This is a genomic window from Stenotrophomonas sp. 93052_Sma, assembly GCF_056481145.1.
Genome location: NZ_CM151134.1, coordinates 4,488,230 through 4,513,353, shown reverse-complemented (window position 1 = coordinate 4,513,353; position 25,124 = coordinate 4,488,230). Strand labels below are relative to the sequence as shown.

The 25,124-nt window shown below is 66.9% G+C and carries 24 protein-coding genes and 4 pseudogenes; 14 read left to right on the top strand and 14 right to left on the bottom strand.

Annotated features, from left to right (window positions below; all coding sequences use genetic code 11):
- Positions 1-33: 33 nt before the first annotated feature.
- Entirely contained in the window at positions 34-1,560 is a 1,527-nt protein-coding gene (locus ACZK2V_RS21095) for a M56 family metallopeptidase (protein ID WP_458075278.1), read from the bottom strand.
- A complete protein-coding gene (locus ACZK2V_RS21090; protein WP_032129544.1) occupies positions 1,557-1,949 on the bottom strand; it encodes a BlaI/MecI/CopY family transcriptional regulator in 393 nt (130 codons plus the stop codon). The genes ACZK2V_RS21095 and ACZK2V_RS21090 overlap by 4 nt, the downstream gene beginning before the upstream one ends.
- Before the next feature lie 357 nt (positions 1,950-2,306).
- Here ACZK2V_RS21090 and rpoH point away from each other — a divergent pair, with 357 nt between their 5' ends.
- The 3 genes from rpoH (at position 2,307) to ACZK2V_RS21075 (ending at position 4,059) form a co-directional block, all read left to right on the top strand.
- Positions 2,307-3,182 carry an RNA polymerase sigma factor RpoH gene (gene rpoH, locus ACZK2V_RS21085; RefSeq protein WP_006473441.1) on the top strand — a complete coding sequence of 292 codons (876 nt, stop codon included), beginning with the start codon at positions 2,307-2,309 and terminating at the stop codon, positions 3,180-3,182.
- A gap of 177 nt (positions 3,183-3,359) precedes the next feature.
- Entirely contained in the window at positions 3,360-3,743 is a 384-nt protein-coding gene (locus ACZK2V_RS21080) for a type II toxin-antitoxin system RelE/ParE family toxin (RefSeq protein ID WP_486322765.1), read from the top strand.
- Complete coding sequence (locus tag ACZK2V_RS21075; protein ID WP_019338970.1) at positions 3,727-4,059, top strand: helix-turn-helix domain-containing protein; 333 nt, start codon at positions 3,727-3,729, stop codon at positions 4,057-4,059. The genes ACZK2V_RS21080 and ACZK2V_RS21075 overlap by 17 nt, the downstream gene beginning before the upstream one ends.
- Before the next feature lie 113 nt (positions 4,060-4,172).
- On the opposite strand, the gene purD is transcribed toward ACZK2V_RS21075, so the two are convergent.
- The 3 genes from purD to purH are packed head-to-tail and all read right to left on the bottom strand — an operon-like array spanning position 4,173 to position 7,993.
- Positions 4,173-5,456 (bottom strand): phosphoribosylamine--glycine ligase, encoded by a 1,284-nt coding sequence (purD, locus tag ACZK2V_RS21070; protein WP_189720133.1) that lies wholly within the window; start codon positions 5,454-5,456, stop codon positions 4,173-4,175.
- A gap of 58 nt (positions 5,457-5,514) precedes the next feature.
- Positions 5,515-6,393, bottom strand: a complete 879-nt coding sequence (locus ACZK2V_RS21065) for a hypothetical protein (protein ID WP_189720132.1) — start codon at positions 6,391-6,393, stop codon at positions 5,515-5,517.
- Between the two features lie 16 nt (positions 6,394-6,409).
- The gene (gene purH / locus ACZK2V_RS21060) at positions 6,410-7,993 is read right to left on the bottom strand and encodes a bifunctional phosphoribosylaminoimidazolecarboxamide formyltransferase/IMP cyclohydrolase (RefSeq protein ID WP_049423484.1); all 1,584 of its coding nucleotides are present in this window, start codon (positions 7,991-7,993) and stop codon (positions 6,410-6,412) included.
- A gap of 223 nt (positions 7,994-8,216) precedes the next feature.
- Here purH and ACZK2V_RS21055 point away from each other — a divergent pair, with 223 nt between their 5' ends.
- The 6 genes and pseudogenes from ACZK2V_RS21055 to ACZK2V_RS21030 all read left to right on the top strand — a co-directional run bounded on the left by ACZK2V_RS21055 (position 8,217) and on the right by ACZK2V_RS21030 (position 14,015).
- Positions 8,217-8,834 (top strand): CDP-alcohol phosphatidyltransferase family protein, encoded by a 618-nt coding sequence (locus tag ACZK2V_RS21055; protein ID WP_134951646.1) that lies wholly within the window; start codon positions 8,217-8,219, stop codon positions 8,832-8,834.
- Between the two features lie 34 nt (positions 8,835-8,868).
- Complete coding sequence (locus tag ACZK2V_RS21050) at positions 8,869-10,620, top strand: bifunctional alpha/beta hydrolase/class I SAM-dependent methyltransferase (protein WP_132810885.1); 1,752 nt, start codon at positions 8,869-8,871, stop codon at positions 10,618-10,620.
- A 23-nt stretch (positions 10,621-10,643) separates the two neighbouring features.
- A pseudogene (locus ACZK2V_RS21045) lies at positions 10,644-11,946 on the top strand (phosphatase PAP2/dual specificity phosphatase family protein).
- Entirely contained in the window at positions 11,943-12,380 is a 438-nt protein-coding gene (locus ACZK2V_RS21040) for a hypothetical protein (RefSeq protein ID WP_032129553.1), read from the top strand. Before ACZK2V_RS21045 ends, ACZK2V_RS21040 begins: the two are co-directional and overlap by 4 nt.
- Positions 12,381-12,393: 13 nt before the next feature.
- The gene (locus tag ACZK2V_RS21035; protein WP_189720129.1) at positions 12,394-13,023 is read left to right on the top strand and encodes a lysophospholipid acyltransferase family protein; all 630 of its coding nucleotides are present in this window, start codon (positions 12,394-12,396) and stop codon (positions 13,021-13,023) included.
- Positions 13,020-14,015: a phosphatidate cytidylyltransferase gene (locus tag ACZK2V_RS21030; protein WP_071229362.1), complete on the top strand. Its 996-nt coding sequence runs from the start codon at positions 13,020-13,022 to the stop codon at positions 14,013-14,015. Before ACZK2V_RS21035 ends, ACZK2V_RS21030 begins: the two co-directional genes overlap by 4 nt.
- A 183-nt stretch (positions 14,016-14,198) precedes the next feature.
- Here ACZK2V_RS21030 and fis read toward each other — a convergent pair whose 3' ends face one another.
- The 3 genes and pseudogenes from fis to prmA all read right to left on the bottom strand — a co-directional run bounded on the left by fis (position 14,199) and on the right by prmA (position 16,316).
- Positions 14,199-14,474 carry a DNA-binding transcriptional regulator Fis gene (fis, locus tag ACZK2V_RS21025; RefSeq protein ID WP_005419706.1) on the bottom strand — a complete coding sequence of 92 codons (276 nt, stop codon included), beginning with the start codon at positions 14,472-14,474 and terminating at the stop codon, positions 14,199-14,201.
- A gap of 112 nt (positions 14,475-14,586) precedes the next feature.
- Positions 14,587-15,353 (bottom strand): annotated as a pseudogene (locus ACZK2V_RS21020) (DUF3426 domain-containing protein).
- A gap of 42 nt (positions 15,354-15,395) precedes the next feature.
- A complete protein-coding gene (prmA, locus tag ACZK2V_RS21015; protein ID WP_049463300.1) occupies positions 15,396-16,316 on the bottom strand; it encodes a 50S ribosomal protein L11 methyltransferase in 921 nt (306 codons plus the stop codon).
- 163 nt (positions 16,317-16,479) lie between these two features.
- On the opposite strand from prmA, the gene ACZK2V_RS21010 reads away from it, so the two are divergent.
- A complete protein-coding gene (locus ACZK2V_RS21010) occupies positions 16,480-17,445 on the top strand; it encodes a hypothetical protein (RefSeq protein WP_032129558.1) in 966 nt (321 codons plus the stop codon).
- Positions 17,442-17,816, top strand: coding sequence for a hypothetical protein (locus ACZK2V_RS21005; RefSeq protein ID WP_010481078.1), 375 nt, complete (start codon positions 17,442-17,444; stop codon positions 17,814-17,816). Before ACZK2V_RS21010 ends, ACZK2V_RS21005 begins: the two co-directional genes overlap by 4 nt.
- Positions 17,817-17,945: 129 nt before the next feature.
- On the opposite strand, the gene accC is transcribed toward ACZK2V_RS21005, so the two are convergent.
- From accC to ACZK2V_RS20985, 4 genes are all read right to left on the bottom strand, one after another.
- Complete coding sequence (accC, locus tag ACZK2V_RS21000; protein WP_010481079.1) at positions 17,946-19,313, bottom strand: acetyl-CoA carboxylase biotin carboxylase subunit; 1,368 nt, start codon at positions 19,311-19,313, stop codon at positions 17,946-17,948.
- 10 nt (positions 19,314-19,323) lie between these two features.
- Positions 19,324-19,803: an acetyl-CoA carboxylase biotin carboxyl carrier protein gene (gene accB / locus ACZK2V_RS20995; RefSeq protein ID WP_049443248.1), complete on the bottom strand. Its 480-nt coding sequence runs from the start codon at positions 19,801-19,803 to the stop codon at positions 19,324-19,326.
- 59 nt (positions 19,804-19,862) lie between these two features.
- Positions 19,863-20,306 carry a type II 3-dehydroquinate dehydratase gene (gene aroQ / locus ACZK2V_RS20990; RefSeq protein WP_110713928.1) on the bottom strand — a complete coding sequence of 148 codons (444 nt, stop codon included), beginning with the start codon at positions 20,304-20,306 and terminating at the stop codon, positions 19,863-19,865.
- Positions 20,307-20,656: 350 nt separating this feature from the next.
- Positions 20,657-21,385 carry a DOPA 4,5-dioxygenase family protein gene (locus ACZK2V_RS20985; RefSeq protein WP_049401742.1) on the bottom strand — a complete coding sequence of 243 codons (729 nt, stop codon included), beginning with the start codon at positions 21,383-21,385 and terminating at the stop codon, positions 20,657-20,659.
- Positions 21,386-21,550: 165 nt separating this feature from the next.
- Between ACZK2V_RS20985 and ACZK2V_RS20980 the strand changes: the two genes are divergently transcribed.
- Positions 21,551-22,378 carry an isocitrate lyase/PEP mutase family protein gene (locus tag ACZK2V_RS20980; RefSeq protein ID WP_486322764.1) on the top strand — a complete coding sequence of 276 codons (828 nt, stop codon included), beginning with the start codon at positions 21,551-21,553 and terminating at the stop codon, positions 22,376-22,378.
- Positions 22,379-22,451: 73 nt separating this feature from the next.
- Here the strand turns inward: ACZK2V_RS20980 and ACZK2V_RS20975 are convergent, their stop codons facing one another.
- Entirely contained in the window at positions 22,452-22,985 is a 534-nt protein-coding gene (locus ACZK2V_RS20975) for a hypothetical protein (protein WP_201117481.1), read from the bottom strand.
- A 126-nt stretch (positions 22,986-23,111) separates the two neighbouring features.
- On the opposite strand from ACZK2V_RS20975, the pseudogene ACZK2V_RS20970 reads away from it, so the two are divergent.
- Both ACZK2V_RS20970 and ACZK2V_RS20965 read left to right on the top strand, forming a co-directional pair.
- Positions 23,112-23,706 (top strand): annotated as a pseudogene (locus ACZK2V_RS20970) (NAD(P)H-dependent oxidoreductase).
- A 16-nt stretch (positions 23,707-23,722) separates the two neighbouring features.
- Positions 23,723-24,316, top strand: a complete 594-nt coding sequence (locus tag ACZK2V_RS20965) for a TetR/AcrR family transcriptional regulator (RefSeq protein WP_032129566.1) — start codon at positions 23,723-23,725, stop codon at positions 24,314-24,316.
- Positions 24,317-24,321: 5 nt separating this feature from the next.
- Here the strand turns inward: ACZK2V_RS20965 and ACZK2V_RS20960 are convergent.
- Positions 24,322-25,114 (bottom strand): annotated as a pseudogene (locus ACZK2V_RS20960) (D-alanyl-D-alanine carboxypeptidase family protein).
- Positions 25,115-25,124 lie beyond the last annotated feature (10 nt).

The window sequence follows — 25,124 nt, the reverse complement described above, 5'->3', positions numbered from 1 at the left end:
CGCCGCAGCGCAGAAGGCGATGCGGCGGCGGAGTCAGCGTCGTTCGCGGCGGGCGCCCTGCGTCAGCAGGTAATCGCGCACGGCCGCGGTGCCGGCCTGGTTCAACGGTGTCCGCCAGCGGCCCAGCCAGCCGTCGGCTTCCACCCCCAGGTTGATATCGGCGCCGTGCGCGAGCAGGTACTGCACGGTGACCAGGTGCCCTTCGCGCGAGGCATTGATCAGCGGCGTCTCGTCATAGGTCACGACCCGGTTGACGTCTGCACCGGCCTGCACCAGTTGCTCGACGATGGGTTGCAGGCCCAGCGCGGAGGCGACGATCAACGGATTGCCTTCGCCCAGCGCAGCGCGATCAGGGTCGGCTCCCAGCTGCAGCAGGGCGTCGACCATCACCGGATCGCGTGCGCGGATGGCCTGGATCAGCGCCGTGCCATCGCCGAGCACGCGCGCATCGAGATCGACGCCCGCCACCGCCAACGCGTGGACCTGCGCGACGTCATGCGTGCTGGCGGCCTGGAGCAGAGTGTTGACGCGCGTATCGGAGGTGCTGGCCGCTGGTGAGGCCAGTCGTGGTGAGACAGCCACCGCGGTGCCGACGCAGGCCAGCAGAAGCAGCAGGCCCAGCATCAACAGACTGCGGCGCCGAGGGGCGTACGACGGGGCGTCCAGCAGTTGGTCGATGCGCTGCGCCAGCTGGCTGCGTGCACTGAACATGCCCAGTGCAAGCGTCGGCGCCTCTTCGCGCAGGGCCTGCAGCTGTTCGATACCGGCCAGCAGCGAGCCTGCATAGTCCAGCGGTTCGCTTGCCTGCATCGCAGCGCGTGCATCACAGGCCATTTCGCGCAGTAGCGCCAGGCGTGCCTGGGCAAGGTGCAGGAGTGGATTCCACCAGAACAGTGCTGTTCCCGCCCGCAGCAGCGTGCTTGTCCACAGATCGCGTCGATCCAGGTGTGCAACCTCGTGGCGGACGATGTCGCGCAGCACGTTGTTGTCCAGCCGTGCCAGCAAGGGGCGGGGCAGCAGGATCTGCGGGCGCCACAAGCCGACCACCATCGGCCCGTCGACGGCGCAGGTGGCGATCGTCACGTGGGCGGGCACGATGTCGGCCAGGGCCGCGCGCAGTCCGGCGGACGCCGGTTGTGCCAGCCGCCGCAGCCGGCGCGCGTGCAGCATCGCGTCCAGCAGGCGCATGCCCAGCCACAGGGTGCCCAGCAGCCACACCACTGCAAGCACTGTCGGCAGGGCCTTCGGTAGTTCGACGTAATAGATGTCGGGCTGCCGTCCAGCTTCGAAGATGGCCTCTCCCGCCGTTGCGCCTTCGCCGGGCAGGGGGTGGAACGCGGCGGCGGGCGGTGCCGGTGCAGGCAGGGTGGTCGACCAGCCCGGTAGGAAGGCGCTGAGCGGCAACAGCAGGGCCGCTGCCATCGCGGCGGTCAGCAGCCAGGAGCGTTGTTCGGCACTGAGGGCCCGCCGCCATGCCAGCCACAGCGCGGGCAGCAGCACAACGGCAGACAACAGCAACTGCCGAAGGCCCAGTGCCATCGCCATGTCGATGAGGTTCATTCCTTCCTCCCGGCCCTGGCATCGCTGATGCGCTGCTGCAGTGCCTGCAGTTCGTTGCGGTCGATTTCGCGTTCGTCCACCAGGTGCTGTGCCAGCACGTTCGGTGAGCCGTCGAAGAACTGATGCAGCAGATGGTCGAGCGCTTGCCGGCGGGCCTGCTCGCGGCTGAGCGTGGCGTGATAGATGTAGGCGCGACCTTCCTGGCGATGACTGACAAAGCCCTTCTTCGCCAGCACGTTGAACATGGTCAGCACCGTGGTGTACGCGACCGGCTTGTGTTCGCCGAGCACATCCGCCACATCGCGGACGGACGCTTCGCCCTTGTCCCAGAGGATGTCGAGGATGGCCTGCTCGGCGGGGGTGGGATTCTGCGAGACAGGGCGGGCCATGCGCTTCTACGTATGAATTAGTTGATGCATCGGAGCATGTCGCCGGATGGCTGTCAACGGGTTTCTTAGTAGTAAAGGTGCGGCCCTCAGCCTTCGGGCCTGAACACCCGGCAACGTCTTCTGGCCTGAATGGGCCTCAAGAACGGCCCGTTCAGCTCCGCTTGACCGGAATCGGCCGGTTTCCGGCAGGTAATTGATTGAATTCCAAGGGATTGTGAATCCCGAAAAGCGTGCTCGCCACTGTCATCAAATCGCGCTACGGTAGGGCTCTGTTTGGGACCAGTGTTGCATCAATAGGATGCTGGAACTTTTTCCTCCTTTAGCAGTCCAAATGCCGGACTGCTAAGATGGGTGCCTATGAGCCAGAACACCTCTACTGCCCTTGTGGCAAACAATCTCCCGATTCCCAGTGCGCTCGGTTCGCTGGACGCCTACATCGGTGCCGTGCACCAGATTCCGGTGCTGTCGGTCGATGACGAACAGGACCTGGCCCGTCGCTTCCGCGACGGCAACGATCTGGACGCCGCCCGCGAGCTGGTGCATTCGCACCTGCGCTTCGTGGTGCACGTGGCCCGCGGCTACAACGGCTACGGCCTTGCGCTGGGCGACCTGATCCAGGAAGGCAACATCGGCCTGATGAAGGCGGTCAAGCGCTTCGACCCGGACATGGGCGTGCGCCTGGTCTCCTTCGCCGTGCACTGGATCCGTGCCGAGATGCACGAGTTCATCCTGAAGAATTGGCGCATCGTGAAGGTCGCCACCACCAAGGCGCAGCGCAAGCTGTTCTTCAACCTGCGCAAGTCGAAGACGCGCCTGGGCTGGATGAACGCGGCTGAAGTGAGCGCGGTGGCCAAGGACCTGAACGTGTCCGAGCGCGAGGTCATGGAAATGGAGTCGCGCCTGTCAGGTCGCGATATCGGTTTCGATGCGCCGACCGATGAGGACAACGAGCACGCGCCGCCGTCGCCGGCCGCGTTCCTGGTCGCCAACGACGAAGACCCGTCGATGGCCTACGAACGTGCCGACAGCGAAGACAACCAGATGCAGCTGCTGCGCGAAGGCCTGGCCGAGCTGGACGCCCGCTCGCGCGACATCATCCGCCGCCGCTGGCTGGATGCGGACAGCAAGGTGACGCTGCAGGAACTGGCTGACGAATACGGCGTGTCGGCCGAGCGCATCCGTCAGGTTGAAGCGAACGCGCTGAAGAAGATGAAGGCGCTGTTTACCGCGTAAGCGGGGTGGCGTTGAAACAATGAAAAGGCCCGGCACTGCCGGGCTTTTTCTTTTTGGTGGCGTTCTCATCCACGCATGGCGTGGCTCTACTCTGACGCCAGGGCGGTGATTGCGCCGACCGGATCATGTGTTGGATGCTGATGTTCACGCCGTACCACGCAGTGGCACGGTATGATCATGCCACGCGTCTTCCGCACACGAAGTTTCAATCGCAGCATGCGCAGGACCACCCTGTCCGAGGCTGCGCTGTACCGGTCGGTACGTGAAATGGAAGCGGGTCTGGTTGATGCTGATCTTGGCGGCGGAATCTTCAAGAAGCGCGTTGCCTTGCCGGGGCGAGGAAAGCGTGGGAGCGTTCGAATCATCGTCGCCACACAGCGAGGCGGGCATTGGTTCTTACTTTTCGGCTACGAGAAGAATGAGCGTGCTGCGATCACGAATGCGGAACGCGATGCGCTGCAGTTGTACGCATCGGAGTTCCTGAAAATGAGTGCGGCGCAGTTGAATCGTGCCGTGCAGTACGGGGATCTACAGGAGATCGACCATGACGAAGACCCCTGAGCGACGGCGCGCGAAAAGTGCGCTTCTTGAGGCGGTGCATGATGCCGCTGTGAGTCTGCACGCGCATGGTTTCATCGATAAACGTCGATTGAGCAGCTACGAAGCGCTTTGCCTTGAGCCGGTGCCTGAGTACAGCAGTGCCCAGATACGTGCCCTGCGTACGTCATTGCAGCTCAGTCAGCCGGTCTTTGCGGGAGTTCTCAATACCAGCGTTTCCACCGTACGCAGCTGGGAGCAGGGCGAAAAGAAGCCCAGCGGACCGTCACTGAAGTTGCTTAACCTGATTGATCGGAAGGGACTCGAAGCAGTCCTGTAAAGCAAAGGCCCGGTTCTGACGGGCCATTGTTTTTCCGAGGCGTTCAATCCACGCATGGCGTGGATCTACCCAGTGTCAGTAGAGCCACGCCATGCGTGGCTGCGGCGCGGCCGTCACTCTTCGCGTGCGATCGCCCGCCAGCCGATGTCGTTGCGGTGGAACTCATTGGCCCAGGTCACCTTGGCCACGCCTGCATACGCATTCGCCTGCGCGTCGCGCACGCCGTCGCCCAGTGCGGCCACGCACAGAACGCGGCCGCCGGCGCTGACCACCTGGCCCTGCGCATCCAATGCCGTACCGGCATGGAACACCTTGGCACTGGCCGGCACATCATCCAGGCCGGAAATCACATCGCCGGTGATCGGCGTTTCCGGGTAAGGCTTCGCCGCCAGCACCACGCCCAGCGACGGGCGCGCGTCCCAGTGTGCTTCCACCTGGTCCAGGCGGCCGTCGATGGCGGCTTCCACCAGCTCGACCAGATCCGACTGCAGGCGCAGCATCACCGGCTGGGTTTCCGGGTCGCCGAAGCGCACGTTGAATTCGATCACCTTCGGTGCGCCGTTGGCATCGATCATCAGGCCGGCGTAGAGAAAGCCAGTGAACGGGATGCCGTCGGCGATCATGCCCTGCACGGTGGGATTCACCACCTCGCGCATCACCCGTGCATGCACCTCAGGCGTCACCACCGGGGCCGGCGAATAGGCGCCCATGCCGCCGGTGTTCGGGCCGGTATCGCCGTCGCCGACGCGCTTGTGGTCCTGCGAGGTGGCCATCGGCAGCGCATGCATGCCGTCCACCATCGAAATGAAGCTGGCTTCCTCGCCGTCGAGGAATTCCTCGATGACCACGCGGGCACCGGCATCGCCGAACGCGTTGCCGGAGAGCATGTCACGCACCGCGTCTTCGGCTTCGACCTGGGTCATCGCCACGATCACGCCCTTGCCGGCGGCCAGGCCATCGGCCTTGACCACGATCGGTGCGCCCTTCTCGCGGATGTAGGCCAGCGCGGCGTCCACGTCGGTGTGCACGGCGTAGAACGCGGTGGGGATGTCGTGGCGGGCCAGGAAGTCCTTGGCGTAGGCCTTGCTGCCTTCCAGCTGCGCGGCAGCGGCGGTCGGCCCGAAGATACGCAGGCCGGCGGCGCGGAAGCGGTCGACCACACCGGCCACCAGCGGCACTTCCGGGCCGACCACGGTCAGCGCCACGCCTTCGGCCTGCGCCAACGCCAGCAGGCCGTCGATATCGGTCACCTTCACCGCCACGTTGCGGCACTTGTCTTCGCTGGCGGTGCCGGCGTTGCCGGGCGCCACGATCACTTCGGTGACACGGGAGGACTGGGCCAGCTTCCATGCCAGGGCGTGTTCGCGGCCGCCAGAGCCGATGACAAGTACGTTCATCACGAGATTCCAGATTGCGTGGGAAGGGAAGATCGATATCCCCGGCGGCGCGCGTGGTTCACTCGCAGCCTTCGCGTCGCAGCGATTCGGGGAAGGAATAGGCCCAGGTCTTCGGGTCCAGGGTGAAGCGGTGTTGCTGCCGGACCTGCTTGCCACCGCAGGTGGTGCCGGTTTCGTCGATCAGCAGCGGCCAGACCCGCGCGCTGCGGTCGCTGTCGTCGAAACGCAGGGCGAAATCGATGCTGAAGCGGCGGGTGCGGCAGTCATTGGCGGTGTCCGGGTCGGTACTGGCGTCGACCGTGTCGCACTCGTACTGGGCGTCATTGTCGATATGGCTGCGCACGCTGCCACTGGCCACCAGGCCGTTCGGGCCCGGCAGGATCAGCGACTGCGAGAGCAGCGAGAAGCCCTGCCCGAACCAGCCGTCCTCGACGCGGAAACCATAGAAGTCACTGCCGGCGCGGATGATGCTGGCGGTGCCGGGCTGGCCGCCGCTACCGAAGCGCTCGCCGGTCAGTTCGCTGGTCACCTCGAAGCCATCGCCCTTGGGGCGCAGCACAAAGAACTCGATGGTTCCCGGGTCGATGTGCGCGCCATCGACCAGCGCACCGCACACGGCCAACAACTGCTGCCAGCTGTCCCCGCTCACCACCGGTTGTTCCGCGCAGACCTGCCAGTCCACCGCATGGGTATCGCCATCGTCGGTCCAGCTGCCGCGCCATTCAGCGGAGAGCGTGGCGTTGCTGCCGTAGCGCTGGACCAGGAAAGCCTGCAGTCGTGCGGTGCGGCTGACATGCTGCGCCGGTGAGGCGGGGGCCATCGCAGGCGCATCTGCCTTCGGCGCCACGCTGGGCTCGCCGGCAGGCCTGCAGCCCGCCAGTACGGCCGCACCCGCGAGGGCGAGGGCGGCCAGCGATTTCATTGAAACTGTGGACATCCGTGTCGCTCCAGGATCAGTGGCGGAAGTGGCGCACGCCGGTGAACACCATGGCCAGGCCATGTTCATCGGCGGCGGCGATCACTTCGGCATCGCGCATCGAACCGCCCGGCTGGATGACCGCCTTGATGCCGGCGGCAGCGGCTGCGTCGATGCCGTCGCGGAACGGGAAGAAGGCGTCGGAGGCCATCACCGAGCCCTCGACCACCAGGTTCGCATCGGCGGCCTTGATGCCAGCGATGCGCGCCGAGTACACGCGGCTCATCTGGCCGGCGCCGACACCGATGGTGCGGTTGTCCTTGGCATAGACGATCGCGTTGGACTTCACGAACTTGGCCACCTTCCAGGCGAACAGCAGGTCGGTGAACTGCTTGTCGGTCGGCGCCAGCTTGCTGACCACCTTCAGTTCGTCGCGGGTCATGCCGCGGTTGTCCGAGGACTGCAGCAGCAGGCCCGAGCCGACGCGCTTGCTGTCGAAGTTGTTCAGGCCATCGCCGTGCGGGATGCGCAGCACGCGCACGTTGGCCTTTTTCTGTGCGTATTCCAGCGCGGCCGGCTCGTAGTCCGGGGCAATCAGCACTTCGACGAACTGGCGATCCAGGATCACCTTGGCGGTGGCCGCGTCCAGCGGCTTGTTGAAGGCGATGATGCCGCCGAAGGCGCTGGTCGGGTCGGTGGCGTAGGCCAGCTCGTAGGCATCGCCGTTGCCGGCACCGACGGCCACGCCGCACGGGTTGGCGTGCTTGACGATGACGCAGGCCGGCGCATCGAACTGGCGCACGCATTCCCACGCCGCGTCGGCATCGGCCAGGTTGTTGTAGCTCAGTTCCTTGCCCTGCAGCTGCTGGAAGGTGGCCAGCGTGCCCGGCACCGGATACAGGTCGCGGTAGAACGCGCCGCTCTGGTGCGGGTTCTCGCCGTAGCGCAGGTCCATCACCTTCACGAAGGTGGAGTTCATCTGTGCCGGGTACTCGGTACGCGCCGGCACCGCAGCGTCGGTGGCGGTGACCGCCGACAGGTAGTTGCTGATCGCGGCGTCGTACTGGGCGACGCGGTTGAACGCGGCCACCGAGAACGCGAAGCGGGTGGCAGCCGACAGCTGGCCGTTGTTGGCCTCCAGCGAGGCCAGCAGCTCGGCGTACTGCGACGGATCGGTGGACACCGCCACGCGGGCGAAGTTCTTGGCCGCCGAGCGCAGCATGGCCGGGCCGCCGATGTCGATGTTCTCGACCGCGTCGGCCAGGGTGCAATCGGCCTTGGCGGTGACCGACTCGAACGGGTACAGGTTCAGCACCAGCAGGTCGATGGCGCCGATGCCGTGCTCGGCCATCACCGCATCATCGAGGCCCGAACGGCCCAGCAGGCCGCCGTGCACCATCGGGTGCAGGGTCTTGACCCGGCCGTCCATCATTTCCGGGAAGCCGGTGACGTCGGCCACGTCCTTCACGGCCAGGCCGGCATCGCGGATCGCCTTGGCGGTGCCGCCGGTGGACAGCAGCTCCACGCCGCGTGCCGCCAGCGCAGTGGCCAGCTCGACCAGACCGGTCTTGTCGGAAACGGAGAGGAGGGCCCGGCGGACGGGCAACAGATCAGCAGTCATGGGACAGAATCGGCAGCGGAGCGGGGCCGATATTGTAGGCGGTGGGGGCCGGTGGCGGGCGCTGGAAGGGGCAATTTGCCATGGCAATCGACGTAAGGCCGGGTCGGGCACATCGATCCGGACCGGTCCGGGGGCTGGGCTGTGGACCGGAGCCGGGTTGTCGGAATCTGCCGACGATGGGGTAGGCTGTGCCCGCACTGCCAAGGATCAGCGGGTACGGATCATGTCGATCTATGCATTGAAAGGACGTTTCCAGGACCTGTTGCGTCCAGCCGTACGCGGTCTGTACCGCATGGGGATCACCGCCAATACGGTGACCGTGGCCGCCGCCGTGGTCTCGCTGCTGGTGGCCGCCGCCGTGTGGTGCTGCGCGCCGTCCCAGCCCCTGCTGTACCTGCTGCTGCCGCTGTGGATGCTGCTGCGCATGGCACTCAACGCGGTGGACGGCATGCTGGCCCGCGAGTTCGGCCAGCAGTCGAGGCTGGGCGCCTATCTGAACGAGCTGTGCGATGTGATCGCCGACGCGGCGCTGTACCTGAGCCTGCTCAGCGTGCCGGGCGTGCGCCCGGAAGCACTGTGGCTGCTGGCCTGGACGGCGGCCCTGAGCGAGTACACCGGGGTGCTGGGGCTGATGGTCGGTGCCAGCCGCCGCTATGACGGCCCGATGGGCAAGAGCGACCGCGCGTTCGTCATCGGCGTGCTGGGCCTGCTGCTGGCGTTCGGCTGGGGGGCTGCGATGACTGTCACTGGCGTGGCCGCGGCCATGGCGGTGCTGTGCGTGCTGACGATGATCAATCGCGTCCGTCGCGGACTGCGGGAAGCGGCGGTTTCGCCGAATTAATCAAGCAGATACAAAAAGACAATCAGGAGATTGCATGCGTCAGGCGCAGGAACGGGAATTCCACAGCTTCGACCAGGTACCGCTGTTCTACCGGTACTGGGCGAGCACCACCGCGACCCCAGCCACCAAGGCTGTCGTGCTGCTGCATCGCGGCCATGAACATTCTGGCCGGGTCACCCACCTGGTCGATGAGCTGGACCTGCCCGACACCGCCTTCTTCGCCTGGGATGCACGCGGTAATGGCCGTTCGCCCGGCGCACGTGGCGATGCCCCGGGCTTCCCGGCGCTGGTGCGTGATCTGGACAGCTTCATCGCCCACATCGGCGCCGAGCATGGCATCGCGGTGGAAGACATCGTGGTGATCGCGCAGAGCGTGGGGGCGGTGGTCGCCGCCACCTGGGTGCACGACTACGCGCCGCGCCTGCGCGCGCTGGTGATGGCTTCGCCGGCGTTCAAGGTGAAGCTGTACGTGCCGTTCGCACGCCCGGGCCTGGCCTTGATGCAGAAGCTGCGCGGCAATTTCTTCGTCAACAGCTACGTCAAGCCGCAGTGGCTGACCCACGATCCGGCGCGGGTGGAAAGCTACCGCACCGATCCGCTGATCACCCGGCCGATCTCGGTGCGCGTGTTGCTGGGCCTGTACGAAGCGGCCGACCGCATCGTCGCCGATGCGCAGGCGATCAGCGTGCCGGTGCAGCTGCTGGTGTCCGGCTCGGATTTCGTGGTGCACCGTGGCCCGCAGGACCGCTTCTACGAGCGCCTGTCCAGCCCGATCAAGGAGCGCGTGCATCTGCCGGGCTTCTTCCACGACACGCTGGGCGAGCGCGATCGGGCGCCGGCGCTGGCGCGTATCCGCAGTTTCATCCAGGCACGTTTCGCCGAGCCGCTGCGCGAACTGTCGCGGCGCGATGCGCACCGCCATGGGCCGACTTTCGAAGAATCGGAGATCCTGGCCTGGCCACCGGAACGCAACAGCCTGGCCGACCTGCGCTGGCGCGTGGTACGTGGCGGCCTGCGCTTCGGCGGAACGTTGTCCGAAGGCATCGCGCTGGGTCTGCAGACCGGATTCGATTCGGGCAGCACGCTCGACTACATCTATCGCGATGAGGCGCGCGGCAAGGGCCCGTTGGGGCGCATGGTCGATCGCAACTATCTGGATGCGATCGGCTGGCGCGGCATCCGCATTCGCGGCCAGCACCTGCAGGAACTGCTGCGCGACGCTGCCCAGCGCCTGCGCGGGCAGGGCACGCCGGTGCGCGTGCTGGACGTGGCCGCCGGCCATGGCCGCTACGTGCTGGAAGCTCTGGGCCAGGGCGAACAGCGCGCCGAGCGCATCGTGCTGCGCGACTTCAGTGATCTGAACGTCACCCAGGGTCAGGCCTTGATCGAGCGCCTGGGGGCGGCCGACATCGCGCGCTTCGAGCAGGGTGATGCGTTCGACCCGGCACAGCTGGCCAAGGTCGATCCAGCACCGACGCTGGCCGTGGTATCGGGCCTGTACGAACTGTTCCCCGACAACGATGCGGTGCTGCGATCGCTGCAGGGGATTGCTGCAACGGTGCCGGTCGGTGGCTACCTGGCCTACACCGGCCAGCCGTGGCACCCGCAGCTGGAGTTCATCGCACGCGCACTGACCAGCCACCGCGGCGGCGCCGCGTGGGTGATGCGCCGCCGTACCCAGCAGGAAATGGACGAGCTGGTGCGCCTGGCCGGGTTCGAGAAGGTGGCGCAGCGTATCGACGACTTCGGCATCTTCACGGTGTCGCTGGCGCGCCGGACCGCGTGATGGCGACGCTCGCCGCAGCCCCGCTGGCCGCAGAGGGGCGCCCCTGGCGGCGCGCCCTGTTGTGGCTGGCCCTGCTGGGCCCATTCTTCTTCGCCAGCTATGGCTTCGCCAACTGGATGGCCGGCCGCCATGCCGAACTGCCGGTGATGGCGTTCGGATGGGAAACGCAGATTCCGTTCGTACCGTGGACGATCGTGCCGTACTGGTCGATCGATCTGTTCTATGCGGTTTCCTTCTTCCTGTGCCGGCAACGGTTGGAGCTGGACCGGCATGCGTTGCGGTTGTTCAGTGCACAGTTGATCGCGGTGACCTGCTTCCTGCTGTGGCCACTGCGCTTCAGTTTCGAGCGGCCGGAGATCGGCGGTGTGTTCGGTTGGTTGTTCGATGTGCTGCTGGGCTTCGACAAGCCGTTCAACCAGGCGCCATCACTGCACATCGTGTTGCTGATCGTGCTGTGGGTGAAATTCGCGCAGTACCTGCATGGGGTGTGGCGTTGGGTACTGCATGTGTGGGCGCTGCTGATCGGCGTCTCGGTGCTGACCACATTCCAGCATCATTTCATCGATATCCCGACCGGCCTGCTGGCCGGTTGGCTGTGCGTCTGGCTGTGGCCGGAGCAGGGCACGCCACCCTTGCGTGCCTGGCGCACCGCGCGTGACGCCAGACGTTGGCGCCTGGCAGCGCTGTACCTGCTGGTGGCCGCTGCATTGCTGGTGCCGGTGGTGCTTCTGCGTGGCGCGGCGTTGTGGCTGCTGTGGCCGGTGGTATCGCTGCTGCTGGTGGCGTTGGCGTATGCGGGGCTCGGTACGGCGGTGTTCCAGAAGCGTGCCGATGGTCGCCTGACCATGGCGGCACGCTGGTTGCTGGCGCCGTACCTGGGTGCGGCCTGGATCAATTCGCGGCTGTGGACGCGCCGCGCCGCAGCCGGTGCCGGTGATGGACGGTGTATGGCTGGGGCGTGTTCCCTGCGCTGCATTGCCGGCACCCTTGGTCGGCGTGGTCGATGCCTGTGCCGAACTGTCCTGTCGTGCACCGGGCGCGGCGTATGCCAGCGTGCCGATGCTGGACCTGGTGGTGCCCACGCCGCACCAGTTGCGCGAGGCGGCCGAGGTCATCGAGCGGCTGCGTGCGCATGGACCGTTGCTGGTGTGCTGTGCACTGGGCTATTCGCGCAGTGCTGCCAGTGTGGCGGCCTGGCTGTTGCGCAGCGGTCGTGCCACCGATACCGATGCCGCGGTTGCGATCGTGCGCACGGCACGTCCGGGCGTCGTGCTGGGCGCGGCGCATCTGCATGCCATCACTGCTGCAGCGGGAGTACGCACGTGAGTACGGTTCCCGATCTGGCGACCATGCAGCTGCTGCTGCGGCAGGGCCGTTGGCCGGCCGGCCTGTCGCTGGGCCTGCTGCTGGTGGCGCTGCTGCTGCTCGGCACCGAACCGGGCCTGGCGATGATTGCCGCCGGCGTGTTGCTGCTCAGTGTTGCCGCGGGCATCGCACAGATCTACCACGCGTGGCGGGTGGCGCTGGATGCCAGCCTGCTGCAGCTGCTGCGCGATGAAGGCCTGGAGGGTGACGCCGCCGCGCGCCGCACCGACCAGCTGCTGCACGCCAGTGGCCTGCGCCGCATGCAGCCCGACGCGCCGCTGCGCGGCTGGGATGCGCGCTGGGCGGGCATGCGTCGCCTGCTGCTGCGCCAGTACCTGCTGACCGCAGTGCAGTTCGCACTGCTGGTGCTGGCCGTGTTGTGGCCGCAGACGTGAACGGGAGGGACCGATGTTCGCTGAATTGATTGCGCGCGCCTGCAGTGGCGCGATCCATGTAGTGACCGGCGCCCGCGCGCTGTGGATCGGCTGTGCGCCGTCCAGCGAACGGCGCGTGTATTACGGCAACCACGCCAGCCATGGCGACTTCGTGCTGATCTGGTCGTCGATGCCACCGGCACTGCGGCGCCAGGTGCGCCCGGTGGCCGCGGCCGAATACTGGCAGCGCGATGGCCTGCGTCGCTACCTGATCGATGCGGTGTTCAACGGCGTGCTGGTCGAGCGCGAGGCCGGCCATCGCCAGCAGGATCCACTGCAGGCCCTGCGTGACGCGGTGGACGAAGACTGCTCGCTGATTCTGTTTCCGGAAGGTACCCGCAACGTGGGCGAAGAGCCGCTGCTGCCGTTCAAGAGCGGCATCTATCACCTGGCACGGCAACGCCCGGAGCTGGAATTCGTACCGGTGTGGATCGACAACCTGAAGCGGGTGATGCCCAAGGGCCGGTTCCTGCCGCTGCCGCTGCTGTGCACGGCCACCTTCGGTACGCCGCTGCGGCTGCAGGCCGACGAGGACAAGGCCGCCTTCCTGGTCCGCAGCCGGCAGGCGCTGCTGGACCTGGCGCCGAACGGGGGCAGGGCATGAGCTTCCTGATCGATGTGTCCGGCGACCTGGCAGCGCAGAGCGTGGGCCAGCAGACCGGCCTGCTGTTTGCTGGCGTGGGTGCGGTGCTGGTGCTGGCCACGCTGGTGGCCGAGACATTGCGCTGGCGCCAGCGTGGGCAGCCCAGCGCGGTGATCGCCAACCTGGTCTCGCGCATCCGCGCGTGGTGGGTGATGGCGATCGTGGTCGGGCTGGCGCTGTTCTTCGGTCGTGCCGGGGTGATCGTGCTGTTCGCGATCATCTCGCTGTTCGCACTGCGCGAGTTCATCACCCTGGCGCCGACCCGCTCGGGCGACTACTACGCGCTGCTGGCCGCGTTCTACATCGTGCTGCCGTGGCAGTACTACCTGGTCTGGATCGACTGGTACGGCATGTACACGCTGTTGATTCCGGTCTATGCGTTCCTGTTCCTGCCGATCCTGTCGACCATTGGCGGTGATACCACGCACTACCTGGAGCGGACCGCGAAGGTGCAGTGGGGGTTGATGATCTGCGTGTTCTGCATCTCGCATGTGCCGCTGCTGCTGAACCTGCACGTGCCCGGCCATGACCCGTCGCGCAACGTGCTGCTGTTCGCCTTCCTGGTGATCGTGGTGCAGTCCTCGGACGTGCTGCAGTACATCTGGGGCAAGTTGTTGGGCAAGCACCTGATCGCGCCGAAACTTTCGCCTTCAAAGACGGTGGAGGGCTTCGTGGGCGGCGTGCTCTGTGCCAGCGCGCTGGGTGCGGCGCTGTGGTGGATCACCCCGTTCACGCCGCTGCAGGCGTTCGGCCTGTCGCTGCTGATCAACCTGATGGGGTTCTGGGGCGGCCTGGTGATGTCGGCGATCAAGCGTGATCGTGGCATCAAGGACTGGGGCCACATGATCGAGGGCCATGGCGGCATGCTCGACCGGCTGGACTCGGTGTGCTTCGCCGCGCCGGTGTTCTTCCACGTGGTGCGGTACTACTGGAAGGCGGGCGGCGGCGGTTGATTCTGCCGGCTTCCATCCACGCATGGCGTGGATCTACTGGCGGGCGGTGGCGGTTGATTCTGCCGGGCTTCCATCCACGCATGGCGTGGATCTACCGGTAGTGCCGGCCGCTGGCCGGCAACTGCAACATCCTGCCATCGTTCGTGGGGTTGCCGGCCAGCGGCCGGCACTACCTGCGCGCGTTTACGCGCTGATGCCGTATTCCTTCAGCTTCTTGCGCAGGGTGGCACGGTGGATGCCCAGCATCGCGGCGGCGCGGCTCTGGTTGCCTTCGCAGTGGTTGAGCACTTCCACGAACAGCGGAATCTCCATCTCGCGCAGCACGATCTCGTAGACATCGTCCGCATCGCAGCCATCAAGGTCACGCAGGTAGCGGCGCACGGACTGGGCGACGTGTTCACGCAGCGGTGGCCGGGGAGCGCCACGACTGTTGTCAGGACGAGAAAGGACAGCGTTCAAGGGGGTTCCCGATTCGGTTGGCCCGTGCGCGCGGAGCGCGGCCGGACGAGGTGGTGGCGGCCAGTCTAGCGCGAGCGTGCCCGGCCTGCCACGGCTGGTCGCCTCTCCCCGGTCAGAGGAAGTCGAAGGTGAATGCGACGGTGGACGCAGCGGGCTCCTGCAACCGGAAGGCGACGCGCGCTCTGGCCCGGTTCCAGCAGGGCTGCACCGGGGTTCTCGCCCAGGTACTGCGCGGGCGTGAACACGCCGCTGCCGATCACCCGGCCATCGGCATCGGACAATGACAACCGCAGGTCCGGCCACGCCTGTGCCCAGCGCGCATCATTGCGGATGCTGGCCTGCACCTGCAGCACACCGGCCTGGCCCGGCAGGGGGCGGATCTCGCGGCTGGTCATGGTGAACGCAGTGGGCTCGTGCCAGGCAGGCAGGCTGCAGCGCAGCACGCCGCACAGCGTGCCCAGCCATGCGCGGTTGCCGGCGTCGGCGGCCAGCCGCGCGCGGTCGGCCAGCACGCTCTGCAGTACCAGCAGCAATGCCAGCCCGGCGACCAGCAGCCAGTGCCAGCGGGGTGTTGGCAGCGTGCGCGTGCGCGCTGCCGAGGAAGCTGGGGGCATCACTGGCGACCGCCGTTGCCTGCACCGCGACCGGCGCCGGCTCGATGGCCGCTGCTTCATCAACGATGACAACGTCATCGTCGTGTCGCATCTCTGTCGCCGGTGGGCGTGCCAGGTCGATGGGCTCGGCCTGCATCTGCTCCACGGGCGTTGCGTGCCCGGCTTCGTCCTGCATGCGCGCATCGGTCGCAGGCGCAGGCTCACCCTCCGGCGTCGTGCGCAGGAAGGTGGCCAGGGGACGGCGCGGTGGGTTCGGCTCGGACATGCTCAGGGCGCGGGCTCGGATCCAGCGGTCATTCAACCACGATCAGGCGCGGCGCACGCCGGTGATGCGCATCCAGTCGCCATCCTGGGTGGCCTGCAGATCGTCGAACCATGCTGCGTAGCGCTGCAGCAGTTCGCCTTCCTGGCCATGCAGGATGCCGGACAGGGCGATGCGGCCACCGGCAGCAACGCGCGCAGCCAGCAGTTCGGCCAGCGCATCCAGCGCCGAGGCGAGGATGTTGGCGACCACGATCGGATAGGTCGCGACCGGTTCGTCCTGCGGCAGGTACACATGCATGCGGGCCTGTTCGCCGTTGCGCTCGGCATTGTCGGCGGTGGCGACCAGGGCCTGCGGATCGTTGTCCACGCCGATGGCTTCGGCGGCGCCCAGCTTCAGCGCGGCCAGTGCGAGGATGCCCGAGCCGCAACCGAAGTCGAGCACGCGCTGGCCCTGCAGCAGGCCATCGACCGCCAACTGGTCCAGCCAGCGCAGGCACAGTGCGGTGGTCGGGTGGGTGCCCGAACCGAACGCCAGGCCCGGGTCCAACCGCACCACGGCGGCATCGGCGGCCTGTGCGGCATCGGGCAGTTCATGGTTCCACGGCACGATCCAGGTACGGCTGCCGAAGTCCATCGGCTGGAACTGGTCGAGCCAGGCACGTTCCCAGTCTTCATCCTCGACCGCGCGGAAGCTGCCGCTGCTCCAGTCCAGCTCCGGATCGAAGGATTCCAGTGCGGCCAGCAGCAACAGCGCGTTGCTGTCGGCGGGGAAGAGTGCGCTCAGCACCAGCGTGTCCCACAGCGGGGTCTCGCCCACGCCCGGTTCGAGAATGGCCTGTTCGTTGCTGGTATCGGCCTCGGCATCGAGCAGGGTCACGGCCAGTGCACCAACGTCCTCCAGCGCATTTTCATAGCGGGGCTGGGTGGCTTCGGTGCAGCGCAGGGTCAGTTCCAGGAACGGCATGGTGGTGGGGGCAATCGCGGGAAAGGGGGCCATGCTAGACCATCGGGGCGTCTCCGTATTGCCTGAGATGCCGCTCCGAGATGAACGAAGCCCGTTCAGACAGGCCCGTCGGGCCTTGCTAAACTTCGTGCTTTCCTATGCGCCGCATCGCCTACCGCCGCCGATGGCCTTCGCTCCGACCCTGAAAACCTGGTTGCTCGTACTGCCGGCTGTGGCCGTGCTGGGCGTGGCCGGTTATCGGGCCAGCGGCCATGCTGCGACGTCTTCGGTAGCGTCGGCGGATCTGGCAGGTGCGGTCGCGGCCGCTGACAGTGCGGCGCCGCTGCCGGTGATGCCGGAGGCGCTCGCGCGCCGCCTGGCACCCTTCGAGCGTGGCAACGCATTGCCGTCCGGGCTGCCCCTGGATCTCCGCGCCGATATCGAAGACGCCACCGACCTGTATGCCTATGCTCAGCGGTTGCGTGCCCAGGCGGACGAAGGCAACCACGAGGCGCGCTGGATGCTCAGCCGTGTCTATGACTACTGCGCGCAGTACGCGGTCGATCCGGGTGGCTACCGCTTGGACAACAACGTGCTGGCCGGGCTGGGCCTGACCGCCGCACCGGCGATGGTGCAGGCGCGCGAACGCGTCGCGCAGCGTTGTGGTGGTTTCGTGCCGGGCGACAAGCTGGGCACGGCCTTGGTGCTGTCCGAACGTCGCAAGGCGGCCGCACAAGGCAATCTGGCTGCTGAGGCTGCGTTGTTCGCCGAGGGCGAACCGCTGCAGGACAGCCCCGAGTACCGCCGTGACCTGGTTGAACGGGTGCGCACCTCGCGCGACCCGGAGGCCTTCATGGCGATCGCACCGGGCATGGGCGTGCGCGCCTCGGGTGACCGCGCGCTCAACGGCCTGGTGGCGGGCGAGCAGCTCAGTGAACTCGCATGGCGGCTTGCGGCCTGCGAACTCGGTCTACCGTGTGGGGCAGACAGTGTGCTGGTCAACAGTTTTTGTGCGAACGGAGGGATCTGTTCGCAGGATGGTACGCAGGATTTCCGGGATTTCGTGTATGACGCTGCGGTATCGCGGCAGGGCGCTGGGAAGATGAAGGAATGGATCAAGCGATTGGTTGGAAAGAGGAACGAGCAATGAACTACCGCCGATTCCTGCACGGGGCCAAGTTCTGGTTCTGGGTGGCCCTGTTCGTGGCCTACTCGGCCGGCGCGGTTGGCCTGTTGATGATCGATACCTATGAAGATCGCTACCGGCATCTGTCGAAGGTGGAACTGACCACGGTGAAGGCGCAGGAAGACGTGCGCCGTGCCGGTGCCAGCCAGGTGGCCGCGGTCTATCGCGCGCAGAGCGGCATGCCGTTCGCGTCGCTGCCGGCGGGCAGCACCTTCCAGGTGGTGTGGCCGGATGGTTCGACCGAGACCATGGTGATCGTCGACCCGACGTCGCCCAATGGCGTGCGTCCGCTGGCGAACTCGCAGATTCCGGCCGAAGCTGCCGACAAGCGCTGATGCGCCTGCTGTAGCGCCGAGCCCACGCTCGGCTGAGCTTTCCGGCAAGCCGAGCATGGGCGCGGCGCTGCAGCAACAGAAAAGGGCGGGGATATCCCCGCCCTTTTCATGTCCAGCACGTGGCGCCGATCAGGTCAGCGCGATCGGCTTGTTCTTGCGTTCGGCCAGGCGCTTTTCCAGGTAGTGGATGTTCTGGCCACCGGCCTGGAAGCCCTTGTCGCGCATGATCCGCTGCTGCAGGGCGACGTTGGTCTTGATGCCATCGACCACCATTTCGCTCAGTGCCACGCGCATGCGGGCAATGGCGGTTTCGCGGTCCGGGCCGTGCACGATCAGCTTGCCGATCATCGAGTCGTAGTTCGACGGCACGCGGTAGCCACTGTAGATGTGGGTATCCACGCGCACGCCAGGGCCACCCGGCGGATGGAAGCCGGTGATGGTGCCCGGGCTCGGCACGAAGGTCTCCGCATCTTCGGCGTTGATGCGGCATTCGATGGCATGGCCGGTCAGCACCACGTCACTCTGCTTGATCGACAGCTTCTGGCCGGCGGCGATCTTCAGCTGCTCGGCCACCAGGTCGATGCCGGTGACCATTTCGGTGACCGGGTGCTCCACCTGGATACGGGTGTTCATTTCGATGAAGTAGAAGCGGCCGTCCTCGTAGAGGAACTCGAACGTGCCGGCGCCGCGGTAGCCGATGCGGATGCAGGCTTCCACGCACACCTTGCCGATCTGCTCGCGCTGTTCGGCGGTGATGCCCGGTGCCGGTGCTTCTTCCACCACCTTCTGGTGGCGGCGCTGCATCGAGCAGTCGCGCTCACCCAGATGGATGGCGTTGCCCTGGCCGTCGGCCAGTACCTGGATTTCCACGTGGCGCGGGTTCTCCAGGAACTTCTCCATGTAGACCTCGCCATTGCCGAACGCGGCCTTGGCCTCGCTCTTGGTGGTTTCGATCGAGGTCTTCAGCGAGGCTTCGGCGTGCACCACGCGCATGCCACGGCCACCGCCGCCACCGGCCGCCTTGATGATGACCGGGTAGCCGATCTCACGGGCGATCTTGGTGTTGGCGACGATGTCTTCGCCCAGCGGGCCGCCCGAACCGGGTACGCACGGCACGCCGGCGGACTTCATCGCGCGGATGGCTTCGACCTTGTCGCCCATCATGCGGATGGTGTCGGCCTTGGGGCCGATGAAGATGAAGCCGGATTCCTCCACGCGTTCGGCGAAGTCGGCGTTCTCCGACAGGAAGCCGTAGCCCGGGTGGATGGCCTGGGCGTCAGTGACTTCAGCGGCGGCGATCAGTGCCGGAATGTTGAGGTAGCTCTGCGGCGACGGTGCCGGGCCGATGCAGACCGACTCGTCGGCCATGGCCACGTGCTTGAGGTTGCGGTCGACCGTGGAGTGCACGGCCACCGTGCGGATGCCGAGGGTGTGGCACGCGCGCAGGATGCGCAGCGCGATCTCCCCTCGGTTGGCAATGACGACTTTGTCGAGCATGGCGTGCCCCTCAGCCGATCACGAACAGCGGCTGGTCGAACTCCACCGGCTGGCCGTTCTCACCGAGGATGGCGACGATGGTGCCGGACTTGTCGGCTTCGATCGGGTTGAACATCTTCATCGCTTCGATGATGGCCAGGGTCTCGCCTTCCTTGACCTGCTGGCCAACGGTGACGAAGGCCGGCTTGTCCGGGGCGGACGAGGCGTAGAAGGTGCCGACCATCGGCGAGCGCAGCACGTGGCCTTCCGGCAGTGCCGGGCCCGGCTTGGCGGTGCCGCCGGTGGAGGCCTCGGTCGGCGACTGCATCGGCATCGCCTGCGGCGCCGGGGCGGCCGGAGCGGCGTACACCGGGGCCGCAATCGGGGCGGCATAGCCGGCCACCGGGGCACGCGACAGGCGCACCGACTCTTCGCCTTCCTTGATTTCGATTTCAGCCAGGTTCGACTCTTCCAGCAGGTCGATCAGCTTCTTGATTTTGCGCAGATCCATGAGGGCCTCTTTGGTTTCTATCTAGGTGAGGAGAGCGCCGTGGGCGCCCGGGTCGACAATCAGGTGGCGGATACCCGCAGCAGCGCCGCGTCCATCGCGTAGCGGTAGCTGTCGGCACCGAAGCCGCACACCACGCCCACCGCCTTGTCACTGAAGTAGCTGTGCTGGCGGAACGGTTCGCGGGTATGCGGGTTGGACAGGTGGATCTCGATGAACGGCACCGCCACCGCTGCCAGTGCATCGCGCAGGGCAACCGAGGTGTGGGTGAAGGCGGCGGGGTTGATCAGGATGAAAGCGGTTCCGTCGTTGCGTGCGGCCTGCACGCGGTCCACCAGCACATGCTCGGCATTGGACTGCAGGCTCTCCACCGCGTGCCCGGCGGCCGATGCCTGGCTGGCCAGGGCCTGGTCGATGTCGGCCAGCGTGGTGTGGCCGTAGACCTCCGGCTCGCGGGTGCCGAGCAGGTTGAGGTTGGGGCCGTGCAGGACCAGCAGCTTCGCCATGGGATCCGGAAGACGGGAAAGGGCGGCAGTCTGGCGGAACCGGTGGATGCTGTCCAGTTCGGCGAAGTTTGCAGCGTTTCAATCGATCGTTTGAAATCTGCCGGAGCGCTTGTGGCCGTATGGCGGGCGCTGGATCACGGCGCGCTGAACGCCTTGCAGGCCGGGGATGCATGCACGTAGGCCGACGATGGCGGCAGGCCGGGCGATGACCGATGCCGCAACGGGCTGTGATGCGGTAGATCCACGCCATGCGTGGATGAAGGAAGTTCGGTGCGCAGCAGGCTACGCACCCACCGAGGGGCGGCCCAAGGTGCGCTGCACGCCACCCACCGCCCCCGCCACGCACCCGCTCACGTCTCCAGCGGCACCGTCGGCACCACGTTCGGGAACACTTCCTCCAAGGGCTCCCGTTCCCCCGGCTTCGGTGCTGGCCAGTTGTAGGCGTTCACCGGCTGCGCGCGGTTCACCCACAACGCGTAATACAGATGGTCGGCGCGGCCATCACCGGTATTGGGGTGGATCAGGATGGTCAGGCCCAGGCTGTTGAGCTGCAGCCATGGCACCAGCACCGGCAGCAGGTCGTTGGTGAAGCCGAAATAGAACGACGGGGTGACGTGCGGTCCGCGTGGTTCCAGGTTCCAGTTGCCCAGCTCCACCGGGAAGCGCTCGGCCGCCCAGCGCCGCAGCAGCGCAGCTTTCTCGAAGCTGTCCTCGTCGAAGTAGATATGCGCGTGATAGCTCTTGATGTCGGTGTAGGCACGTGGGGTCGCGGGCAGGGTGGCCTCCCCGGGACGCACGCTGGCTGGACGCGGGGTCGGTTCGCTGGCGGTGACCTGGCCCCAGGGGCTGCTGCCCTTCACCGGCGGCGGGACGATGGCACGGAAGCCGGGGCGCCCGGGTTCGGTGGTGTTCACCGTGCTTTCGCCGCGCGGGGCTGCGGCGGCGGTCGACGCACTGGCCAGGCCGCCGGCGGCCAGACCGGCCGATGCGATCAGGCGGCGGCGTGTGGGCGAAAGCAGGTCGGCCCAGTGGGCGTCATCGTCGCCGGCGTCGATCAAGGTCAGCGGGTCCGGGTGCATGAAGGGCTCCGTGGCGGCATCGTGTGGGCAGGCAAGCACGCTCGGGCACCTGCATCCACAGCGTCCAATAAGCAGGTGGCATCAGCTCATGCAGGTTTGCGCCGTCGTCGTTGAGCCCGGCTGCAGGGCGGGCTAGGGTGCAGTTCTGCCGCCCCGGAGCCCGCCATGACCTCGCCCGATGCCGATACCCAACGCAAGCGCGCGGCCTTCCGCCAGCTGCATGCAGCAGGGTGCTTCGTACTGCCCAATCCATGGGACGTGGGCGGTGCGCGCTACCTGCAGCGGCAGGGCTTCCAGGCACTGGCCACGACCAGTGCCGGCTGTGCCTGGAGCGAAGGGCGGCCGGACGGAGCGGTTTCGCTGCAGGCCACGCTGGACCATCTGCGCCTGATGGCGGCAGCGACGCCGCTGCCGTTGAACGCCGATTTCGGCGATGGTTTCGGTGATACGCCGCAGAAGGTGCAGGAGGCGGTGGCCGCGGCGATCGAGACCGGCATCGCGGCGTTGTCGATCGAGGATGCCAGCGGCGTCGCCGATGCACCGCTGCGTCCGATCGATCAGGCGGTGGAGCGCCTGCGAGCTGCCCGTGCAGCCATCGACCGCGCGGGCGGCGACGTGCTGCTGGTTGGCCGTGCCGAGAACTTCTTCGTCGGCGTGCTGGATCTGCCGGACACCCTGCAACGCCTGCGCGCCTATGCCGAGGCCGGTGCAGACGTGCTGTATGCACCAGGCATCAGCACGCGCGAGCAGATCAGCGCGGTGGTTGCCGCCGCAGGGTCGAAGCCGGTGAACCTGCTGGTCGGTGGGCCGACACCGCTGAGCCTGCAGGACATCGCTGCACTCGGCGTCCGCCGCGTCAGCCTGGGCGGCGCATTGGCCCGTGCTGCATGGGGCGGACTGATGCAGGCGACACAGCCGATCGTGCAGGCCGGACGCTTCGACGGCCTGCAGCAGGCGGCTTCCGGGGCCGCGTTGAACGCGCTGTTCCGTTGAGCGAAATCCCGGTGCAGTCCCAGACCAGCAGGGATAGTAGATCCACGCCATGCGTGGATGGATGCGCCTGCGATTACAGCGCTTCCATCCCACCCTTGGGCAGCGTCACCCCAGGCTCCAACGCTGGCAGCAGTTGCCGCAGCAGCGCGGGATTGTCCAGCAACGCAGCACCGTCAATGAAACTCCATTGGGCTGTGCCGACGCGGCGCACGGCGAGCATGAACGAGGTGCTGCGCATCGGCGCCTCGCGCACGCGCAGCAGCGACTGGCGTGGCACGAAGCAGACTTCCTCATCACCGGCTGCATAGGTGTGGCCCGGCACGCCGGCCTCGTCGCTGATGATGGTGACCCCGGTCCTGCGCAGCTCTTTCAGGGTGTCGCGAGTCATACGCGCATAGGCCTCATCGCCCCCGGCCAGGCGCTTCAGGCTGGGATGGGTTCGGGCGATGATCAACTCGGCATCGCCGCGGGCGAATGCGCCCATCATCGCCTGCACGTCCTGGCGCAATGCGGCTGAGTCTTCCGGACTGAGCTCACCGGCCAGCGCTGGCGCAACGGCCATTGCCATCGGCAGGGCCAGCAGAAGGGCGAGCAGGTATCGGTGCATCGTCGGGTATCTCAGCGGGAACCGCCGCACTATACGGCGGATGCGGAAACAGCGTCCCACGCATGGCGCTGGTGTCCCGGGCGCCATTACCTACTATTGGTAGGTAATGAATTCCGGACATCCCCCATGCACACCCTCATCGTTACCGCCCATCCTGAATCCGCCGCGTTGACCCATGCCATCGCCAGGCGCATCGGCGAAGCCATCACCGCAACGGATGCCGCCAATACCGTGACCCATGCCGATCTGATGGCCGAAGGCTTCGATCCGCGCTTCAACACGCACGACCAGGCGCTGTTCCGTGGCACCGGCGCACCTCCAGCCGACGTCGCCGCCGAGCAGGCGCGGCTGGATGCTGCCGACACGCTGGTACTGGTCTACCCGCTGTACTGGTGGTCGTTCCCCGCGCTGCTGAAGGGCTGGATCGATCGCGTGTTCACCCAGGGCTGGGCCTACCAGGACGGTGCAGACGGCAAGGTGCAGAAGAAGCTGCAGCGGTTGCGCGTGCACCTGGTCGGCATCGGCGGAGCCGGCGCGGACATGATCGAACGGCGCGGTTACGGCGCGGCGATGAAGACGCAGATCGACATGGGCATCTTCGACTACTGCGGCGCGCGTGCTGACGTCAGACCTGCTGCTGGATGCCGATACCGGTGCGGCCGAAACGCATCTGCAGACCGCGCTGGCGATCGGCCGTAAAATCGGAACTCCGATGCACTGATCGCCGTGTTCCGCCGATGCCTGCCAACGCCGCTCCCACGCGACGCCGATTGACCCGCGAGCAACGCGCCCGCCAGTTGCTGGACGTGGCCTGGGCGCTGGTTGGCGAAGAAGGCACCGACGCGTTGACCCTGGGTCGGCTGGCCGAGGCCGCGGGCGTGACCAAGCCGGTGGCCTACGATCACTTCGTGACCCGCAACGGCCTGCTGGCCGCGCTCTACGATGACTACGACGGCCGCCAGACGGTGGTCTTCAACGAGCGCATCGGCCGCGCACGGGCGCAGTTGGCCGATCGTGCGGCGGCCATCGCCTCCGGCTACATCGACTGCATCCTCAGCCAGGGCAGTGAAGTGCAGGGCATCCTCGCCGCGCTGGTGGGCGCGCCGGAACTGCACGAGGTACGGCGGCGTTACCAGCAGGATTTCATCGACAACTGCGACGCCTGGCTGGGCCCGTTTGCTGCCGACGGCACGGTGCCACTGGCCGGGCGCTGGGCGATTCTCGGTGCGGCCGAAGCCCTGTCCGAAGCCGTGGCAGCAGGCGCGCTGGACAAGGCCGCAGCCGAAGCCGAGCTGCAGCGGCTGATCGTGGCAACGGTCAAGCGGCGCTGAGCCGCTCAGGCGTCGGCGGTGCTGTCGGCCAGCGCCGCGAACCCGGCGGCCAGCCGCTCGCGCACAAGGGCATCGCGTGCGTCGCGGCTTTCAGAACCCAGCACCACGGTGATCAGGCGTACCGGCTGATCCCGCCCGGGCACTGCCCGGCAGGCGGTGGCGGCCAGGCAGAAGCCTGCGGCCTGGGTGTAGCCGGTCTTCAAGCCATCCACGCCGTCATCGCCAAGCAGGGCGTTCTGGTTGCTGCGGCTGAAGCTGCCGTGCGCGAACACGCGCTGCGCGGTGATCGCCAATATCTGCGGATGATCGTTCAACAGGCAGGCGGCCAGCACCGCCATGTCGCGCGCTGGACGCATGGTGCGGCGTGGTGATGCCGGAGACGCTGGCGAACCAGCTGCTGCGCAGGCCGAGCTGGCGTGCGTGCCGGTTCATGCGCTCCAGGAACGCAGGCTGCGATCCGTCCACGTGGCGCGCGATGGCCAGCGCCGCGTCATTGCCGGAGACGATCATCAACCCTTCCAGCAGGCGCGCGAGAGTGACCGTCTCGCCGGGCACCAGGCCCATGCGCGTTTCATCGTCGGCGACCGCATGCACGTCGTCGGCGGCGATGGTGACTTCGTCGCCCCACGAGCGCCCGCGCTCCTCGACACATTCGTAAGCCGCGTAGGCGGTCATCAGCTTGGTCAGCGAGGCCGGCTGCCTGGCGATATCCGTGTTGTGCTGGTGCATCACCGCGAAAGTTGCCGCATCGAGGGTGATGGACGACAGCGGTGCACGCGCAGGAGCAGGAGACGGCATGGAAGCGACG

Coding starts and splice junctions, on each gene's coding strand:
- prmA (WP_049463300.1), bottom strand. CDS start 16,316: ATGCCGTTCCTGGAACTGACCCTGCGCTGCACCGAAGCCACCCAGCCC.
- rpoH (WP_006473441.1), top strand. CDS start 2,307: ATGAGCCAGAACACCTCTACTGCCCTTGTGGCAAACAATCTCCCGATT.
- ACZK2V_RS20985 (WP_049401742.1), bottom strand. CDS start 21,385: ATGCACCCGGACCCGCTGACCTTGATCGACGCCGGCGACGATGACGCC.
- ACZK2V_RS21065 (WP_189720132.1), bottom strand. CDS start 6,393: ATGTCCACAGTTTCAATGAAATCGCTGGCCGCCCTCGCCCTCGCGGGT.
- aroQ (WP_110713928.1), bottom strand. CDS start 20,306: ATGGCGAAGCTGCTGGTCCTGCACGGCCCCAACCTCAACCTGCTCGGC.
- ACZK2V_RS20980 (WP_486322764.1), top strand. CDS start 21,551: ATGACCTCGCCCGATGCCGATACCCAACGCAAGCGCGCGGCCTTCCGC.
- purH (WP_049423484.1), bottom strand. CDS start 7,993: ATGACTGCTGATCTGTTGCCCGTCCGCCGGGCCCTCCTCTCCGTTTCC.
- ACZK2V_RS21050 (WP_132810885.1), top strand. CDS start 8,869: ATGCGTCAGGCGCAGGAACGGGAATTCCACAGCTTCGACCAGGTACCG.
- ACZK2V_RS21055 (WP_134951646.1), top strand. CDS start 8,217: ATGTCGATCTATGCATTGAAAGGACGTTTCCAGGACCTGTTGCGTCCA.
- ACZK2V_RS21010 (WP_032129558.1), top strand. CDS start 16,480: ATGGCCTTCGCTCCGACCCTGAAAACCTGGTTGCTCGTACTGCCGGCT.
- ACZK2V_RS21095 (WP_458075278.1), bottom strand. CDS start 1,560: ATGAACCTCATCGACATGGCGATGGCACTGGGCCTTCGGCAGTTGCTG.
- accB (WP_049443248.1), bottom strand. CDS start 19,803: ATGGATCTGCGCAAAATCAAGAAGCTGATCGACCTGCTGGAAGAGTCG.
- ACZK2V_RS21080 (WP_486322765.1), top strand. CDS start 3,360: ATGCCACGCGTCTTCCGCACACGAAGTTTCAATCGCAGCATGCGCAGG.
- ACZK2V_RS21030 (WP_071229362.1), top strand. CDS start 13,020: ATGAGCTTCCTGATCGATGTGTCCGGCGACCTGGCAGCGCAGAGCGTG.
- purD (WP_189720133.1), bottom strand. CDS start 5,456: ATGAACGTACTTGTCATCGGCTCTGGCGGCCGCGAACACGCCCTGGCA.
- ACZK2V_RS20975 (WP_201117481.1), bottom strand. CDS start 22,985: ATGCACCGATACCTGCTCGCCCTTCTGCTGGCCCTGCCGATGGCAATG.
- ACZK2V_RS21035 (WP_189720129.1), top strand. CDS start 12,394: ATGTTCGCTGAATTGATTGCGCGCGCCTGCAGTGGCGCGATCCATGTA.
- ACZK2V_RS21090 (WP_032129544.1), bottom strand. CDS start 1,949: ATGGCCCGCCCTGTCTCGCAGAATCCCACCCCCGCCGAGCAGGCCATC.
- accC (WP_010481079.1), bottom strand. CDS start 19,313: ATGCTCGACAAAGTCGTCATTGCCAACCGAGGGGAGATCGCGCTGCGC.
- ACZK2V_RS21075 (WP_019338970.1), top strand. CDS start 3,727: ATGACGAAGACCCCTGAGCGACGGCGCGCGAAAAGTGCGCTTCTTGAG.
- ACZK2V_RS21005 (WP_010481078.1), top strand. CDS start 17,442: ATGAACTACCGCCGATTCCTGCACGGGGCCAAGTTCTGGTTCTGGGTG.
- ACZK2V_RS20965 (WP_032129566.1), top strand. CDS start 23,723: ATGCCTGCCAACGCCGCTCCCACGCGACGCCGATTGACCCGCGAGCAA.